Source organism: Geoglobus acetivorans (assembly GCF_000789255.1).
Taxonomy (GTDB): domain Archaea; phylum Halobacteriota; class Archaeoglobi; order Archaeoglobales; family Archaeoglobaceae; genus Geoglobus; species Geoglobus acetivorans_B.
On record NZ_CP009552.1, the window covers coordinates 927,639 to 946,048 of the forward strand.

Annotated in this window: 17 protein-coding genes and 1 pseudogene; 3 read left to right on the forward strand and 15 right to left on the reverse strand. The window is 39.7% G+C overall.

Going from position 1 to position 18,410, the window contains the following annotated elements; translation table 11 throughout:
* Positions 1-64: 64 nt before the first annotated feature.
* Genes GACE_RS05530 through GACE_RS05565 form a run of 8 tightly spaced genes read right to left on the reverse strand, consistent with a single transcriptional unit; the run spans position 65 to position 7,580 of the window.
* Entirely contained in the window at positions 65-1,699 is a 1,635-nt protein-coding gene (locus tag GACE_RS05530) for an alkaline phosphatase family protein (protein WP_048091856.1), read from the reverse strand.
* A 1-nt stretch (position 1,700) separates the two neighbouring features.
* Positions 1,701-2,648 carry a glycosyltransferase gene (locus tag GACE_RS05535; RefSeq protein WP_084063675.1) on the reverse strand — a complete coding sequence of 316 codons (948 nt, stop codon included), beginning with the start codon at positions 2,646-2,648 and terminating at the stop codon, positions 1,701-1,703.
* Positions 2,632-3,729 (reverse strand): aminotransferase class I/II-fold pyridoxal phosphate-dependent enzyme, encoded by a 1,098-nt coding sequence (locus tag GACE_RS05540; protein ID WP_048091861.1) that lies wholly within the window; start codon positions 3,727-3,729, stop codon positions 2,632-2,634. The genes GACE_RS05535 and GACE_RS05540 overlap by 17 nt, the downstream gene beginning before the upstream one ends.
* Complete coding sequence (locus tag GACE_RS05545) at positions 3,707-4,525, reverse strand: methyltransferase domain-containing protein (RefSeq protein WP_052400232.1); 819 nt, start codon at positions 4,523-4,525, stop codon at positions 3,707-3,709. Before GACE_RS05545 ends, GACE_RS05540 begins: the two co-directional genes overlap by 23 nt.
* Complete coding sequence (locus tag GACE_RS05550) at positions 4,522-5,475, reverse strand: GNAT family N-acetyltransferase (protein ID WP_052400233.1); 954 nt, start codon at positions 5,473-5,475, stop codon at positions 4,522-4,524. The genes GACE_RS05545 and GACE_RS05550 overlap by 4 nt, the downstream gene beginning before the upstream one ends.
* An 11-nt stretch (positions 5,476-5,486) precedes the next feature.
* Positions 5,487-6,419: a glycoside hydrolase family protein gene (locus GACE_RS05555; RefSeq protein ID WP_048091862.1), complete on the reverse strand. Its 933-nt coding sequence runs from the start codon at positions 6,417-6,419 to the stop codon at positions 5,487-5,489.
* On the reverse strand, positions 6,416-7,138 hold the full coding sequence (locus GACE_RS05560) for an acetyltransferase (RefSeq protein WP_048091863.1): 723 nt from the start codon (positions 7,136-7,138) through the stop codon (positions 6,416-6,418). Before GACE_RS05560 ends, GACE_RS05555 begins: the two co-directional genes overlap by 4 nt.
* Complete coding sequence (locus GACE_RS05565) at positions 7,125-7,580, reverse strand: sugar 3,4-ketoisomerase (protein ID WP_318249119.1); 456 nt, start codon at positions 7,578-7,580, stop codon at positions 7,125-7,127. The genes GACE_RS05560 and GACE_RS05565 overlap by 14 nt, the downstream gene beginning before the upstream one ends.
* Positions 7,581-7,621: 41 nt before the next feature.
* Between GACE_RS05565 and GACE_RS05570 the strand changes: the two genes are divergently transcribed.
* Positions 7,622-8,680, forward strand: a complete 1,059-nt coding sequence (locus GACE_RS05570; RefSeq protein WP_048091865.1) for a glycosyltransferase family 2 protein — start codon at positions 7,622-7,624, stop codon at positions 8,678-8,680.
* A 185-nt stretch (positions 8,681-8,865) separates the two neighbouring features.
* Here the strand turns inward: GACE_RS05570 and GACE_RS05575 are convergent.
* A pseudogene (locus GACE_RS05575) lies at positions 8,866-9,509 on the reverse strand (DDE-type integrase/transposase/recombinase).
* 700 nt (positions 9,510-10,209) lie between these two features.
* Between GACE_RS05575 and GACE_RS05580 the strand changes: the two are divergent.
* Positions 10,210-11,295, forward strand: a complete 1,086-nt coding sequence (locus GACE_RS05580) for a glycosyltransferase family 4 protein (RefSeq protein ID WP_048091867.1) — start codon at positions 10,210-10,212, stop codon at positions 11,293-11,295.
* On the forward strand, positions 11,252-12,232 hold the full coding sequence (locus GACE_RS05585; RefSeq protein WP_052400234.1) for a glycosyltransferase family 2 protein: 981 nt from the start codon (positions 11,252-11,254) through the stop codon (positions 12,230-12,232). Before GACE_RS05580 ends, GACE_RS05585 begins: the two co-directional genes overlap by 44 nt.
* Here GACE_RS05585 and GACE_RS05590 read toward each other — a convergent pair.
* The 6 genes from GACE_RS05590 to GACE_RS05615 all read right to left on the reverse strand — a co-directional run bounded on the left by GACE_RS05590 (position 12,198) and on the right by GACE_RS05615 (position 18,410).
* Positions 12,198-13,244 carry a DUF354 domain-containing protein gene (locus GACE_RS05590; protein ID WP_048091869.1) on the reverse strand — a complete coding sequence of 349 codons (1,047 nt, stop codon included), beginning with the start codon at positions 13,242-13,244 and terminating at the stop codon, positions 12,198-12,200. The two genes, GACE_RS05585 and GACE_RS05590, sit on opposite strands and share 35 nt — an antisense overlap.
* 47 nt (positions 13,245-13,291) lie before the next feature.
* Positions 13,292-14,359 (reverse strand): non-hydrolyzing UDP-N-acetylglucosamine 2-epimerase, encoded by a 1,068-nt coding sequence (gene wecB, locus GACE_RS05595; protein WP_048091871.1) that lies wholly within the window; start codon positions 14,357-14,359, stop codon positions 13,292-13,294.
* A gap of 460 nt (positions 14,360-14,819) precedes the next feature.
* The gene (locus GACE_RS05600; protein WP_048091872.1) at positions 14,820-15,569 is read right to left on the reverse strand and encodes a sulfite exporter TauE/SafE family protein; all 750 of its coding nucleotides are present in this window, start codon (positions 15,567-15,569) and stop codon (positions 14,820-14,822) included.
* 2 nt (positions 15,570-15,571) lie between these two features.
* Entirely contained in the window at positions 15,572-16,096 is a 525-nt protein-coding gene (gene cysC / locus GACE_RS05605; protein WP_048091873.1) for an adenylyl-sulfate kinase, read from the reverse strand.
* Complete coding sequence (locus GACE_RS05610) at positions 16,093-17,466, reverse strand: alkaline phosphatase family protein (RefSeq protein ID WP_084063759.1); 1,374 nt, start codon at positions 17,464-17,466, stop codon at positions 16,093-16,095. The genes cysC and GACE_RS05610 overlap by 4 nt, the downstream gene beginning before the upstream one ends.
* Positions 17,466-18,410, reverse strand: a complete 945-nt coding sequence (locus GACE_RS05615) for a single-stranded-DNA-specific exonuclease RecJ family protein (protein ID WP_048091876.1) — start codon at positions 18,408-18,410, stop codon at positions 17,466-17,468. The genes GACE_RS05610 and GACE_RS05615 overlap by 1 nt, the downstream gene beginning before the upstream one ends.

The following is an 18,410-nucleotide window of genomic DNA, read 5'->3' on the forward strand; positions in this document are numbered from 1 at the left end:
TCCCTTTACTCGCAGATGTTCAGGCAAGTCAATAATGTACTCCACCTGAACACGTTTCAGGATGTTAGAGCTTGCCTTTAAGCTTCAGGTTTCTGATGGCTTTTTTGAGGTTTTCGTCTTCCTGTTTTTTCTCGCGGTAGCCGGGATCAACGTATTTTGGTCTTCTCTTTGCAAATTCTGAGTCTTCTTCAAATATCTCCATTAATACCCTTCCGTCCATGTCGTTCGGAATTGGTAAGCCGAAGATGTGGAGGATTGTTGGGGCGATGTCATAGATTTTTGCATTTTCTATTTTGTGGCCTTTTTTGATTCCCGGGCCATAGGCGAGGAAGATGCCCCTTCTTGTGTGAGTAGAATAAGTTAAAGGGGTTGGATCAGATAAAAGTTTAAATGGTTTAGCAGAGTCTAAACCATAACTTCCATAAAAAGTTTCACCAACTGGTTCTATTAGAATATCCGGCATAATATCAAAGTATTTCCCAGAATACACATCCTCCTTGACCCATATGGTGCTTACTATATTCACATTAGTTCTTGGATCTTTTAGCTCCTTAAGTAAATTAATTATTTCACTCCGTACAGTATGATATTCATCAATACTAACAACCCCATATTTTTCTCGTCCTTTCAGATTGATAAAAATAGTACCTGCTGCAGGATTATACGCTAGTGTATTATCCCAATCAATAAAGTCGATAGCATGGATACTAGTGTCTATTTCTCTCCTTTTAGTTTCTTTTAGCTTGTTAAGTATCCCAATTTTATCGACTAACTTGCCCATAGGAGAACGATACAGCTTAGCAAGCGCTTTGTAGAAGTTCAGTTTAAATAACCTTCTATATTTATTCTTGAATTTTAAATAGCCTTTATTGTTGAAATATACATTATAATTAATTTCCCAATGCATCGGACCATGCCCATGATCAGACACTAAAAACAAAATATCATCTTCTCTTAGCCCATACAAAAACTCTTCTATGCTAGTATCAATAAATTTAAAGAAATTTAGAATGGCATCTTTATATTTATCATCGGGAATGTGACGTGGATGATTTTTATCCATATAATGCCAGAAAAAGTGCATAACTTGATCTGTATAAAAAATCGTAAAGAAAAATAACTCCCACCCTCCCTTTTTGAACAGTTTGGAAGCAAGTTTAATCTTCTTGTTAACAAGAGTATACACTTCATTCAAATATTCATCCCATCCAAGCGTATGAGGATTACCATTAACTAGTCGTTCATAATCTAATTCTTTTAAAAGATGACGTACATATTCAGGATAAGCAAACTGATCCACATTTTCAGAACCCATTATTGGACACTGAACATATGCTCCCAAATACCCAGTTGGATCAGGAGTCACAGTTGGAACATTTACAATAGTAGTTGCATAACCTTCTGAATTAAGAATCTTCCATAGAGGATTATATTCATCCCATTTTATATTAACAAATCGCATTGTTAGTGAATCCCAATCAGGTTGCCTGAAGTAATAGATTCCAAGTTTTCCAGGATTTTTCCCAGTTAACATAGAAACCCAAGCGGGACATGTTACAGGGGGGATTGTGGATTCTAAGTGTCCCCAGCTCCCGTTTTCCATGAGCTTCTTAAACGTTGGTAGCTCTCCCTTATCCGCCCAAGGTTTAATTAGATCCCATGTTGCACCATCGAGACCTATTACGATTACACGTACCATGTTACCACCCCCATTTACTAACCATTTTATATAGCCTTCTGAAGACCTGTCTTATAACACTATCCTCTTTAGTACATAGTATTACTAACAACATACTCCAATAGGGAGATGCAGGACATGTCGAAAAGATTTTGTATAAATATTGAGTAGCAACTTTTTTATTTCCTAATTGGCCATAAGCAGCAGCAATTTTATAATACAGCAATGTTCTTAGTTCCCTGGATATTCTGCTCCCATAATGGTCTAGAAAATACCTATTGACACGTATAGTATCCAAGAGCCATCCGGGTTTATCGGCAAGTATAGTATTTTTCCCATGTATTCTGTATTTGGCAAGAGGACGCTTAATAAAATAGTAGTCATACCTAAACGCAAGTTCAACTTCAAACTTGTAATCATTCAGATATCTCAAGCTTTCATCAAATCTAAGTTTACCTATATTTTTTCTTTTTAGTATTCTACTAGAACCATATACAAAATTTCCTTTTAATAATTCATAGAATATATATCCGCTCTTTTTTCGATTTGTTGCGTTATGCATCTCAGTAAAGGTTTGGCCAGTAGAATTGCCCTCAGCATCTACAATCTCACCTTCGCTCCATACCACCAAATCTTCATCACGAGCCAAGATTTCTAGTTGAGTTTCTAATTTATTTGATATCCAGACATCATCCGACTGTGTAAATGCTACAAATTCCCCCTTAGCAGCATCCAGTCCATCATTAACAGTCCTAGCTATACCCATATTTTTTTCATGAAATAGGGGGATCACTCTTGAATCAAGTTCTGCAAATCTTTGGATAATATCTCTAGAATTATCGGTTGAGCCATCATCTATTATTATTAATTCTAAATCATCAAAGGTTTGGTTCAAAACACTTTTGATAGCTTCATGGATGAACCTTCCGTGATTATAAGAAGGCATTATAATACTAACTGTCGGACGCATCTCTCATCACCTTTGCTATGTTTTTGATCTCATAGTAGGTGAGATGCGTAAACATTGGGAGTGATAACACCTCCCGGCTAATCCTCTCCGTAACGGGTAACTTCACTCTAATTCCAAGATCAAGGTAAGCTTTTTGGAGATGAACTGGAACAGGGTAATGTATCTGGGTTTTTATTCCATTTTCCAAGAGGTATTGCTGAAGTTTATCCCTATCTTTGTGTCGGATTACATAAAGATGGTAAACATGCTTTGCCCATTCTTTTTCAACAGGTGTGATAACATCCGAATTTTCTAAGAGTTCATTATACATCTCAGCTATCTTCCTCCTTCTTTCGTTCCATTCATCGAGGTGTCTCAGTTTTACCCTGAGAATTGCGGCTTGAATTTCATCAAGTCTGCTGTTGACTCCAATGAATTCATGGTAATATTTTTTGGATGAACCATAATTTCTCATCATTCTCAATTTCTCAGCAAGCTCGTCATCATTTGTAACTATTGCACCGGCATCGCCATAAGCTCCAAGGTTTTTTGTTGGATAGAAACTAAAACAAGCTACATGCCCTATACTACCGACTTTTCTTCCTTTATACTCGGCCCCATGTGCCTGACTGGCATCCTCTATTACATATAGCCCATACTCCTCTGCTATTTCAATTATGGGATCAATATTCGCAGGATGACCGTAAATATGAACCGGGAGAATAGCCTTTGTTCTATCCGTGATAGCCTTTTCAATCTGAGGTACGTCTATTGTATAGGTCTCGGGGCCTATATCAACGAATACTGGCCTAGCACTGTTTCTAACTATCGCATCTACGGTAGAGATGAATGTATGGGATACAGTGATTACTTCGTCGCCAGGACCGATTCCAAGGGCTTTAATAGCCAAATAAAGGGCATCAGAACCAGAGTTTACACCAATGGCATGCTTAACTCCAATATAACTAGAAAACTCTTTTTCAAAAGTTTCAAGTTCCTTCCCTAAAATGAACCATCCTCTTTCTAGTACTCTTTGTATTGCTTGATCTGTCTCTTCTTTAATCTCTTGGTATTCCTTTCTAAGATCCACAAATTGAATCATTATCTTCCCCCCGATTCTCTTTTGGTTTTGCCTCTATGAAAATTTCAGCCCCAAAGTTAGGAAAATATTTACTCATTCTTGCTAAACCCTTAATTACAGACTTATCAACAATACCCCTGTAAACTAGCTCCTCCATTTGCCTATTAGAGAAAGGCTTAATAAAATATGTCCAGATAGAAAGCACCTCAAAACCATGAGTATCTAAAATCCTGACAAGCTTGTCTTTATCAAATACCCTTTGCCTATTAAATTTAACATCCGTAGCAGACAACTCAAACACGCTATTAATTATTCCCATTTCATATGCAAGAACTCTGTGGAATGAGTATGCATTGGGCACATTTAGGTGTATAATAGTATCTTTATTACAAATTTCCAAGACTGAATATAAAAATTTATCAATATCTGGTATTTCATGAAGCACACTACTAATTATAAGAAACTGAAAATTATACCGTTTCTTGAGTTTTTTAATGCTATCTTCAAAATATTCATTGTATAGTCTAATTTTGCCAAGCACCTTCTTAGATTCGGCGATATCTCTTATTATTTGTACAAAACCATCGTTTGGTTCAACAATACCATAAACATCATATTCATCTGGATCTAAATACTGAAAAACAGGATCCGGGCCAGGGCCGATCTCTAGAATAGTCCTTGGTCGGTATTTTCTAAGAGACTTCACTACTTGGGTCTTTCTCATGAAATCCAAAACTTTTTCAAATGAAATATCCAGCTCTCTATCTCTCAAATAATGCTCCAGATATTCCCCCAAAAAATTAGATCCCCTCCTCATTTAATAATCACCTCATAAAAGTCATGAACAATTCCCCTAGCTCCAAATCCTTCCTTGTACCTGATTAATCCTACATTAAGATAGTTACCTTCATTCTCAGTAGATATGCCAAAGTCAAAATATATCTTTTCAGTTTTTGGATAATATTCATCTATTAAGTAATCAAAAACAACATCAAGGGCTCCCAATTTCATACCTTCCTTAGAGTTTGCAATATACTGGGCATGAGCAACGTTCTTATTGCTTTCATATATTATCGTACCTGCTAGCATTTTAGAACCTTTATATGCAGCAAACAACTTTATATTATCGGGAAATCTCGACGCCAACAACTCCATCTCCTCAGCAGTATGTACTGGTTTTGTATTGTGTCTTCCTCTCAGTACTTCCTCTACTATAGACATAAACGCTCTAAAATCATAACTTCGTTTTACCACAATTCCATTTTTTAGCCCTTTCTTAACACTACGAATTCGGTTTTTATCAAATGATACCTTACTTGGGAGATATATAGAAGAGGTTATATCTCTTCTTATTAGCTGAGCTCCATACCTGAAGAGTGCATATAAATCCTCTTCCGCGGGATATAAATGATAAATTTTCGGAATTGCTTTATATATCAGTTTACTTACTCCCTCTCTCCTTAAAAAATCGATTAGAGCACTAAATATCTCCATCATCACATGTGTTTTCATATCATATCCCGAAACTATACCACCAAATGTTAAGCCTGCATGACTATATACGATATCACCTGTAATATTAGCTGGCATTACTGCCAAAAGCTTGTCAGTTTTGTCATCAAAAAATAACAATGAATAATCACTAAATCTGTCTGAATGATATTCCATATAATCCCTATAAAATAGGAACACCCCATTTTTAGATTCCGAGATAAATGTGTCCCACATACGCTTGGATTTGGATGAATATTTTTCAACATAGATCATATGATATCTCCTTACTCTTTAATTAACACTGCATATCCAATGCCTGTTTCACCGTAGTTATTCCCATTATAAAACATATAAGTTTTATTTCTGACTTTAACTATACTCGCAAAGCATATCATTTCAGAGTCCCATCCTGCCTTTGAAACATCTATCCCCACTTCTTCGTCCTTCCGGATCCAGTTGATTCCATCCACAGATTCAGCGTATCCTATTCGGTATCCCTTAGATTTAGTGCGTATCGAATAAAACATCTTATATCCATCCCCATCCCTCAAAATGAAGGGTCTACCGAAACCATGCTCATCAGACGTTTTAAAATTAAAACCGCTAAGTATATTACCCTCATTGGGCCATGTAATGCCATCAGTAGATTTTAGGTACTTGATCGTATAGACTGGCACTTCTTTTCCTGATGAGAGGGTAGTCCAAGTATTACCCTCTACATACCACATGTGCCAAGTATCGGTGGATGATTCAAGATAAACATAAGGTGCAGTTCTAAAATATAGTCCTGCATCTGATCTATCTAATATAGGAACTCTTGAATACCTACTAAAACTTTTTCCGGAGTCAACACTTATCGCAAGCCCAGAAAAGAGGAAGTACCTAACCTTAACTCCCAATTGGAACCCGATATAATAAAGGAATAATTTATCATCAAATTTAACAATTGAAGATGGTAAAACCCCATTATCATCAAAAGCGCCCCTGACACCAATATCAAGAACTGGCTCTTTGGATATATCTAAGACTATAGAGGGATCTCTGGAATCAACATCAATGTATCCAATCCTAGATACATTATTTCTATCTCTACTCGCAAAGTAAATTCTAATTGTACTCTTGTCGAGAAGAACAGGCGTTGGAATGGCAGCATGTGTTTTTGCCCACCACAGAGTTCCATCCGGTTTATATATTAACCCCTTTTTTTCCCATTTCATATTTCATCCGCCCTAACGTTAAATACCTCATAACTACTCTTTTCCAGAGGTCTCGCGGGATTTCCTACATACACTTTACCTGCCTCTGTGTCTCTAATAATAACTGCTCCTGCACCAAGTACGTTGTCTTTTGCAATTTTAATATTATTGACAATGGTGGAGTTTACTCCTAAAAAACTGTACTCACCAATTTCAACAAAACCAGAGACAACGACGTGAGACGATATAAACACATGATCCCTGATTTTTGAATGATGTCCAATATGATTGCCACTCCAGATTACAACGTTGTTACCAATCTTAACAAAGGGTTGTATGGTATTGTCCTCAAAGATAAAACAGTTCTCACCAAGTTCAACATTTCTCCACACAAATGCATGAGAACTCACATAGCTAGCAAAGCGGTATCCTTTCCTTTTAGCTTCTTTGTAAAATCTAGCCCTAAGTCTATTTAATCTTGTGTAAGCTATTGCCACAAAAACATAATATTCTGCAGGGTCATAATGCTCCTCTAATTCCTCAAAAGGAACTACCGGCAACCCAAATAATTTTTCTTGTCGTATAAATTCACTATCAACACTAAACGCCACAACATTAAAAGGGGAATCATACGTAAAATACTCATACGCAATCTGGGCAAATGCACTATCTCCAATGATAATTAATTTCTTAGTATCTTCCTTTAAGTAGTTTCCCTTTAATTTTTCAATCCGACTCATCCCAAAAGCCCTCCCTTACCATTTTCCTGAATTTCTCGTAATCTCTTATATAATCTTCCTCATCATACAACTCCGATGCCAGTACTAACGCCACCGAATTTGATGAGAAATTCTCAATTTCCCTCCACATCCCCGGAGGTATGTACAGACCATAGTGAGGCCTATTCAGGAAAAAGCTTTTCCTTTGATACCCATCGTCAATTATGACATCAAAACTACCGCTTAGAGCAATTATTAACTGATGCAGCTCAATGTGAGCATGACCACCTCTCACCGCACCACTGGGGACATCATACAGATAATAGATCCGTTTTATCTCAAAAGGCACATGTTTGTTTTCTTCAATGAATGTCAGATTACCCCTGTGATCATGAACCACGGGAAATTCTATAATTTTGCACAAGTCAATACGTTTTCGCCCCATTTCGATTTTTAGAGACATAGTGGGAATATTTAAATATTGCCCAACGTTATGACAGGCTGATGAACCATCCAAGAGTCTCCATCATCATCCTCAACTGGAACGGCTGGAAAGATACGGTTGAATGCTTAGAGTCACTTTACAGGATTGATTATCCCAATTACGACGTCATAGTAGTGGATAACGGTTCTGAGGATGACTCTGTGCAGAAAATCAGGGAGTATGCAGAAGGCAAAATTGAGGTGAGTTCAAAGTTCTTCGAGTACAGTCCCGGCAACAAGCCCATCAGGGTTTTTGAGATCAGCGAGGAGGAGGCAAGAGAGGGAAAGTTCAACCGTCCGGTTTATGAAAAGTACGACGTTGACAGGAGGATGATTCTGATTAGAAATAATAACAACTACGGCTTTGCTGGAGGGAATAACGTTGGAATAAAGTTCGCTCTGAGCGTTTTTGACTCTGATTATGTTTTGTTGCTGAATAACGATACCGTTGTTGATCCAGGCTTTTTGAGGGAACTTGTTAAGGTTGCGGATAGTGATGGGAAGATTGGGATTGCGGGGCCGAAGGTGTATTATTATGAAAACCCAAGTATGATTGAGTCCATGGGCGGAAAGATTAATCTATACACAATCTCAACATCGCTCATAGGCAATAAAGAGATAGATGCAGGCCAACATAATAAAATAATTGATGTAGACTGGGTTTCTGGCTGTTGCCTACTTTTTAAAAAATCTGTGATATATACTATTGGACTACTTAATCCAGCATACTTTCTGTACTTCGAGGAAACAGACTTCTGTTTTAGAGCAAAAAAGAAAACCAGGTTAGTAGCCGTGCCCGAATCAAGAATTTGGCACAAATCTGCATCAACTACGACCCGATTTACTGGACTCGGTAGATACTACACCACAAGAAACAGAATAAAATTTGCCAGAAAAAATTTAAATTCCATCAAATTGAGCATATTCATGACTTACTTCATTTTAATATTCTTTCCGGCTGTGCTAGCATGGTTAACAATAATTCGTAAGGATCGGGTATTAATTATGGTTTTTTTAAAATCAATAAAAGATGGAATTTTTGACATTGATGATTTTGCATATTTATTAAATACCAAATGAGAGTTTGTTTGTATTTAAATAACTTTCAGGATTCTAGCAGACATCGCCTTTCACGCTCATGCTTTCCAAATGGAGATCATAAATTACTGCGAAAATAAACCGAAAGGATACTACGGGCAGAAGACAATTACAATACAAATGGGATTTAAAGACATTAGGACAAAACATAAGCTTGAAAGGGACTGTCAAAATAACCACCTCTCCACATTATACAACCCAACAAAACTTTTCAGCCAGCTCTGCACAGAATCGAAGGAACTGTAGAACGGAAACCTGTTAAAGAATCTCTTTGTTCTCCCCTTCAGAATGGAAAAGAACCCCTCAACCGCATTTATTGTTCCAAAGGTCTCATGCCTGTAACTCAAACCCAGCCTCTTCAAAGCCCATTTATACCAGAATCCCCTACCACAACCACTTCAGGCTTATTCTCGCAGAACTTCAAAACATCTTTAAGGAAAGCATAGGCGTGAAAGGAGCTTCTGCCATCAGTAGCCCATACAAGCAGACATTCTCTCGTATCCACGTCAACTGCACTCCAGACGAAGATCTGTTTGTTTTCAAGTTTTATTTTCGTTTCATCTATTGCAATCAGTCTTCTCTTCTTCTTTCTTGGGGATTTTAGAATTCTTTTCAGTCTGTGGTAGTAGAGCCTGATTGATTCGTGACTTATTTTCTCAAACAAAGAGATGAATTTGCTTGCTTTCCTTAAAGAGAGTCCGTAGAAGTAGAGTAAGGCTGAGAGGATTTTTAGTTCCACTTTCTTCTTGTTCCTTCGAAAGACTTTTTTAGCCTTGACTTCTTCTATTAGCTGGGTTATTGTGGGGTGCATGTGTTTTATTTTGTGTTTTTATTTTTTAAGTTTATTCTTGACGGTGCCACAAAAGTCATAAAATAATTCTTTTCTCTATAAAAATCAGTACCATGTTGTTCTACACCAGGTCTTCACATCATTAATTCTTTTACCAATTTTCTGAGCGGGTTAGGAGTTATAGTGCAACATATGGTTGAGTGTCAGTTATTTTGACAGTTTCTGTTCATTTTATTTAAATACCACTCCAGCTACTGTCCCAACCAAAAAGATTTGAGTACAATAAACTCGTAAACAGAGCAATTCCAACCGGGTTGGTTACAATTTTTATTTGCGAAGTAAATTCTTGCAATGTTATCCTCTATCCTCACATTTCGAAAATGCTAAGTAACATGCTAAGTAACCTAAGAGTAACTCAATTTGTAGTCAGCTCAATATAAGGCTGGAGCGATAGTCACATTAACTAACGTTCTTCTGCTTATTTAATCTGTACCATAATGTGTAAGAGTTTAGTACATCTCTTTTGACTATATTACCTACTGAGTGCCGGTTGACAGTATGAAAATGACATGCATGGCGAAATCTGGTTACTGACTCTTGGAGGGGCTAAAATTTGTCGCTTTTACACCCCCATATAAAACACCTCAAAGAGAGCTGCGATAGTTTGAACCAAAGTCATATCGACAAAAATAATTACCGAATGCAGTAGAAGTAAAGATATATGATAGTCACAATGCTGACCCCCCGATACCACCCAGACATAGGAGGGGTGGAAAAGCATGTAAAAAAAATATCCGAAAGACTATCTAAAAAAGGCCACAAAGTAATAATACTAACGTCCAAATCAGATCTCACCACATGCAGTAAGGAAATAGTTGGATCCGTAGAGATATATAGAATACGTAAAAACATATTCCTTAAATACATAGACCTGATAAGGTATATGAATATTATAAGAAAATCTGATATAATACACTGTCATGACTTTAGCACTTTTATCTTTTGGTATATTCCATATCTGCTAATTTTTCCAAAAAAACCAGTATACATTACATTTCACGGATACGAGGGTAAGATACCCATTCCCAGAGTAACCAAATTGCTGAGAAAAATTACTGAAAAGCTCACTTATGGCAACATTTGTGTTGGAAAATACATTCAAAAATGGTATGACACAACACCAAACTTTATAACTTATGGCGGAGTTGATTATAAAAAAATAAATACTTCACCAAATCATAAAAAGAAACATCAAGCAGTATTTGTCGGAAGATTGGAAACAGATACAGGCATACTCACATATATAGAGGCGCTTCGGATTTTAAAAGAAAAATATGGCTCTGAAATTGAGCTACATATTTGCGGAGATGGTACCTTAAAAGATCATATTAGTAAAACAATAGCCAAATATGGGATAAACGCCATACTGCATGGTCTTATCAGGAATCCTGAAACACATTATAACAAAGCAAGATATGCGTTTGTATCAGGATATCTTGCCATTTTAGAGGCAATGAGCAGTGGATGCATAGTATGTAGTGTTTACGAGAATAATTTAAAAAAAGACTACCTATATTCTCTAAGCATACCAAAGAGCGCCATGATTATTGCTCGATCTCCAGATGAATTAGCAGATAAATTAATAGAGTGCATAAACAACCCGAAGGATGTAAAAAAAAGATCATCGCTCGGACAACAGTATGCTAAAAAACAAACATGGGAAAAGGTGGTCGACAAATATATATTGCTATGGAGGTCACATCATGGAAAACAAAAAGATATCGCTTATAACAACTTTGAAAAATGAAGCAGAAAGTATCAGAACGTTCTTAGATTCCATCCTCAATCAAACAAAAATACCAGATGAAATTATAATAGTAGACGGTGGGTCGACAGATGGTACTGTCAAAGTACTAAAAGAATACGCACTTTATTTTGAAGAAAAAAATATTAGATACAAAATTATAATTAAAAAAGGTGCCAATATTGCTCAAGGCCGCAATCTAGCAATAAAAAACTCATCAGGGGACATTATTGCATGTACTGATGCCGGCTGTATCTTAGACAAAAGATGGCTAGAAGAAATTACAAAGCCCTTAGAAAGGAACCCAATTGTGGATGTAGTAAGTGGGTGGTATGAGCCATTAATAACTTCAAAATTCGAAAGTATTGTGGCAGAATTGACATATCCCAAATTGAAAAAAGTTTCAAAAAATATAGATAAATTTTTACCTTCAAGCAGATCAATAGCCTTTAAGAGAAAGTGCTGGGAAAAAGTCGGCGGGTATCCCGAATGGCTATATACTGCTGAAGATACACTTTTTGATCTCAGACTCAAAGAGGCAGGGTGCAAATTTATATTCAATCCAAATGCCATAGTATATTGGAAGGTAAGAGAAAACGTAAAAAAATTGTTCAAACAATACTACCAGTATGCTAAAGGGGATGGTTTCGCTGGGATTTTTCATTTAAAATATCTTATATCATCATACATCCCAACAATCGCCGGAATTTTACTTTTATTGAAATCAATGATCTTTCATACCCTATGGCCTATTTTAGTATTAGTCTCAAGTACAATATGCTATACTCTTTTAAGAGGATACTATCTTGGTGCAAATCTTCGAACGATATTGAAAAACCTGCATTTATCTGTCCTTATCATGACAGTAGTTGTCATCTCGAATGCTATGGGGTATACCATCGGAATTATGAAAAGGTTAACTCGGAAATTATTGAAATGACCTCATTCTTTACTTTTTCCGCTCGTTTAAATTCCGGCTCTTTTTTCTTCCCCCACATGGAGATCACATAATCAACGATTTCATGAACATCTCTCGAATGTATCATCCTACCACGTCTAATCAAATCCATATCGACAGAGAGCAATTGGTTGCTTGGGAAAAAGGAAACCGCTGGAGTTCCTAATACGGCCGCCTCTCTCGCCATAGTCCCTGATCCTGTGAGAACTGCTTTTGCAAAATATGCCAAATCCAAACCATTTAGAGGCCTTTTTGGTATGTGTATTAACTCTTTGCTGTAAGCATATTTCATTATTTCATATGTATTATCTTCATCTCTCGGGATAAATAAAACAGGAATGTTCTCTTTCGTCAACGCTCTAACCAGATTGGGCACAAGACTCTCCTTGTGAGGCCTTACATACATTGCAGAAAAAGCTTCGGAACGGATAACAACATAATTGTCCCCGAACGGAATCTTTTCAGGAAAATCTGCATCGGGTGTGTATCCAGATATTGCCAAATGTTCTTTATAGCCATTATAGCAAACAAGTTTCCCGGCATCATACTCTTGCACAAACGTGGAATAAGTAACCTTTGGAATAACGATTCTTGTTGCTAATTTTTTAACTTTTATTTCTAACTCCTGTGAAATTGTTTTCTTACTTAAGAGCTTGAAATCATTGTCCAAGAACAAGATAGAATTTTTTTTCCTGAGATATGATACTGCCACGGCCACAGGTAATTCAAGGCACAAGGCTACTCTGAAGCTTGGAATTCTGGTATACAATTGTACGGTCCTAAAAAGCACGGCAAGAGATTTTCTTACAGGGTCAGAATAATCTCTTAAAACTGGGAAAGCATTAATTCCGAAAGAATCGATTAACTTAATTGTTTCGTCTCTACGTCTTGAAGTGATATACAGGGAGTGTGAGTCTTCTAATTGTCTGATAAGTGGGTAGAAAAATATCACATCAGCTGGATGCTGCAAGTCTATCCAGATGTCCACACCCATATTACTTCACACCTCCAATCATTTAGATGCAAATGTAAACTCCCGATTTATACTATTGTCCCAACAACCCTTTCCCCAGCCCTTCCATCACCAAACGGATTTTTCCAGCTATTTTCTTTGTTAAGCATTGTTCTTACACCTTCCAGAATCCTTTCAGGCTTTGTCCCCACCAGAACATTCGATCCAACCTCCAAGGTTTCAGGCCTCTCCGTATTATCCCTTAAAGTCACACACGGGACACCCAGTATGCATGTCTCCTCCTGAACACCTCCCGAATCTGTCAGGACCAGCCTTGCATTGGCCTCAAGCTGCAGAAACTCGAGAAAGCCCAGGGGATCGATAACCTCGATGCCACTCATGTCGAGTCCGAACTCCTCTACCCTTTTTCGAGTTCTTGGATGGACTGGAAACACAACTGGCACGGAGAACTCCTCGCGAATTAACTTCAAACCTCTGAGAATTCCTTTCAGCCTCTCCCTGACATCGACGTTCTCCTGTCTGTGGGCAGTCACGAGAAAGTACTCTTTAGGTTTTAATCCCAGCTCCCTCAGCACGTTCACCTTTCTTTCAGCAATCTCCAGGTTCTGGTAAACTGCATCAACGATGGTGTTTCCGGTGACGAATATCTTATCTTCATCTATCCCTTCCCTAAGCAAATTCTGCCTGGCCTTCTCAGTCGGAGCAAACAGATAGTCGGAGACGTGGTCAGCCAGGACTCTATTAACTTCTTCCGGCATTCTTCTATCGTAAGATCTCAATCCAGCTTCGACATGCCCAACCCTGATGTGGAGTTTTGCAGCGGCTAGGGCTCCGGCTAAAACCGTGTTTGTATCACCCTGCACTAAAACGACATCAGGTTTCTCTTTCATCAGGACTTTTTCAACTCCGATCATAATTCTGCCGGTTTGTTCCGCATGCGTCCCGGAACCGACGTCCAGATTATACTTGGGCTGGGGTAATTCCAATTCTTCGAAGAACACCCTGTCCATCTCGTAGGAGTAGTGCTGTCCTGTATGTAAGATGAAGTAATCCAATCCTCTTTTTTCACATTCCCTTATCACGGGGCTCATTTTGATTATCTCAGGACGGGTGCCGAGGATTATGACCATATACATAAGTACTTCACGAGACCAGATTTGGGATTAGGTATATATCCTTTTAGGCATATTTCAGTTGCTTTCAGTAAAAACCCAAAACAACAAACCACCAACCAAATTATGAGGAATTCAGACAAGAAGAATCCATTCTATTTTCACGGACTACCTTTTAAAAAACAGAAAAAGCGCCATTCTACAATTTATTGAGCTAATTATAAATAAATCTGTAAACACCACCTCAAACTCGAAATAATTCTAAAAACTAACCAAATTGGTCTCCAAATTTGAAACAACCATAAATTGAAGAGCAAGCATTATGTCTTTTAAAGAAGTAACACAGTAAGAGAACTCTTTTTTGAGAAAGTCAGGACTGAGAAATTAAGAAGAACAGACGGAGAATTGCTAACACTCAATTTAACATAAACTTCTTTCAATTTATTACAAACCCAAAGAATGAGCAATAAGCCCATCATCAAAATCAGCCCAGCAACAGCACGACACCCATCACCAGTATCAGTGCCGAGAGAGCCACCCTGAGCATCCTATCGTCAATTTTCGAACTGGTAAAAACACCGGCAACAACGCCTGGAATCGAAGAGACTGTTAACATAAGGGCAAGACCATAATCAACATTCCCCATCCCGGCATGGATGATGGATGCAAAAAAAGTCAGCACAAAGCCAAAAAGGAGCTCAGTACCCACAATAACCCTTGAAACCATGCCGGTGAACAGCAGAAGAAACAGAGTTACCAGAACTCCGCTCCCAACTGATGTTAGCTGAACGAGCGCACCGACGACGAAGCCTGTTAAGATTAGAGATAGATTATCAGGGGTCTTATCGGCCGATTTTAAGAAATACATCTTGTAAATCGTCGCAAGAGAGGATATTATAAGCACGAAAGCCAGGATTTGGGTCAAAAATCTGTTTAAAACCTCCACGCCCCAGGAATTCCTTAGAAAAGTCATAAAGTATGCCGAAATTAAAAGTCCGGGTATGGAGCCTGCCAGGAGAGTTGAAGAGACCTTAACGTTCACATTTCCCTTCCTGTAGTGCATCAGTGACGCAAGGAACCTCGTTACAGCGCTGTACAGCAAATCCGTCCCGACTGCAATCCTCGGCTGAACGCCAAGAAAAATTAATGCGGGAGTCAGAACAGCCCCACCACCCATCCCTGTAAGTCCAACAAGAAACCCGACAGCGAAGCCGAGAAAATAAAAGATTTCCAACACTACACCTCCAGATACCCCAGCTCCTCTGCCTTTTTCAGAACTTCTCTGACCTCTTCCTCAACGCTCATTCTGTGAGATTCAAGAACGACTTCGGGGTTCTCAGGCTCCTCGTAAACCCCATCATATCCCGTCAGCCCCTTAATTTCACCTCTGAGCGCCTTTGCATAAAGTCCCTTGGGGTCTCTCTTTATCCTCACTTCAAGAGGGCATTTCAGATAAACCTCCACAAACCTGCCGATCTCCTCTCTCGCCTTCCTCCTGACAGACCTGTAAGGCGAAATCAGAGAAACAACAGCAGCAACCCCGTTTCTCGATAAAAGCTTGGCCATGTGTATCACAACACGATTGTGCATTTCCCTCGCTTCCCTGCTGAAACCTATATCAGGGTAGAGAGTTCTCCTGATCTCGTCGCCGTCAAGCACCTCGACCTTCATTCCCCTTTCCCTAAGCTCCTTTTCGAGTGCTTTTGCGAGCGTAGTTTTGCCCGCACCACTCGGACCTGTAAGCCATATTACAAAGCTCATATTACACGCTCACCTCTCATTTCCACGTCAATGCCATAAATTTTCAGGATCGTGGGTGCGAAATCGTAAATGGAGCAGTTCACACGTCTGCTGTCCAGTTCTGGATGGCTGAGCATGAATACGCCGTACTCCGAATGAACAGCATCATCAGGTCCGGTATCATTCTCGGCAAGATAATTCGTTCCATGTCCGAGAGTTCCCGCAGCCCTCCAGTAGAGGTCGTCAAAGTAAACCATCATGTCTGGCCTATCACCGAGAGCAACCGGATAGATATCTTCAGGATAGAAGACCTTTGTATCCCACTTCTCACCGTTTGGTCCCCTAATTGACCTGAGCTGATCCGCCAGCTCATCCCTGACTCTTTCGTATTCGAATTTGCCCACCGTTCCATTCTTTTCCCTTCCTTCCACGTTCAGAAAGATTCTGGAGTAGTAACCTCCCCATGCCCACGCAGTCGTTCTGCCCCAGTCCACATCAAGCTCCTCGAACTTCACAGCTCTGCCCTTCTCAAGAACCTCCGGATTCCTTATTTTCAGAAAGCCTTCTTCAATCAGCCACTGGTTGATGGCGAATGCACCCTTCATCCTCTTGACGCCGTGGTCTGAGACGACTGCAACTGCGACATCGTCATCCAGAAGCTCGAGGGTTTTTCCAATCTCTCTGTCAAGAAGCCTGTAATAGTCCCTTATCACGTTCCGGTATTTGCTGCCCTCCTCATACAGGTGGTGCTCCCTGTCAAAGTACTTCCAGAACGCATGGTGTATTCTGTCAAGACCGATTTCAACAATCTGGAAATAATCCCAGTCCTTTTCCTGAATGAGATATCTTGCCACCTCAAACCTCTTTTCAGTCATTTCCCAGATTTTTTCCTTAACCTCATCCCTGTCGTCCTTTCTGAAGACCACATCGAAGATGTATTCACCCACGAGCCCCTCCACTTCATTCTTCAGTTCAGCCGGATATGTGTAGTCCACGCTTGCATCAGGAGTTATGAAACAGCTTATCAACCAGCCGTTCACCTTTCTCGGGGGGTAGGTTGGCGGCACCCCAACGAGAACGCTTTTCTTGCCTTCCATTGCAAGGTAATCCCATATAGCAGGTTCGGCGATTTTTCTGCTGTTCGCTATCCACATGTCAGTGTAGCTGCCGGCCTTCCTGTGTCTGAAACCGTAAAGACCGAGCTCTCCGGGCGTCTTCCCGGTTGCCATCACCATCCAGGCAGGGATCGTTATTGCCGGGATGCAGCTCTTCATAGGCCCATAAACCGCATTCTCAATCAGCTTCCTTATCGCGGGAAGCTCATCGATGAACTCGCTGAAAAGCAGCTCCGGAGGAGCAGAATCAAGTCCGAAAACAAGCACTCTTTCCATCATAACAACCACCCGAAATGACCGCCAACAATACTGAGGGCTTCATCAAGCCTCGCTTTTGCACAAATAATCCCCAGAACATCGGATTTTCCACCGGCGTTGAATCCGAAGCTTTTGAGTTTCCGGATAAGATCGGCAATCCCGAATCTGTTCGCAAGAGCCTTATCGACCCTGACATAAACCTGAGCGTGGCCATGAAAGTCCTCGTTAACCACAATCGCGATCGGGAATTTGAGATTCCACACGAGCCTTCTCGCAACAATCGATGTTACGTTATACCCGCTCGAGTATCTCACATACACGAAATCCCCTTTATCTTCCGCCCTCTCAACAATCTCAGCAATTTCACTTTCAAGGAGTGTGAGATTGTTCGCCCACTCGTCATCATTCAGCAGCTCTACCGGCTCGGAATGGATTATCTTTTCAACAGCCCTCTCCACACCATCCAGATCGCAGACCATGGACGGAGAGTTGATGAGTTTAGCGAGATGAAGTGCCTGATTCTCCGAAAGTCCATATCTGTCAAGCATTTTTCCGACCCAGTCAAACCCAAGGGCACCTCTCCCCAGATCCCCGACCGCTCCAATTGCTGACTTCCAGCTCCAGTGGTTGAAGTAATCCGAAACCACATACGAAGCAGAGGGGGCCGGTTTTCCTTCCAGCAGGGGGTTGACATGCATGGCATTTTCGTTCTCAATTCTCCGCTGAATGTGATGATCGAAGAAATAGAGCGGCTTCTCTATCAGCTCAGCTTCATCAACCATGTTCACATCCACGATGTAGATCCGTTCAGCCTCGGCTATGCGACCCTTTATCCGTCCATCAAACTCAAAAATTCCCGGAAAGAGGGAGAGGTTCTCAAATTCCTCATCTTTCAGAGATTCCATCAGCAGCGCAGCAGAGCATATTCCATCTGTATCCCAGTGATGAATCAGCAGGTTCAT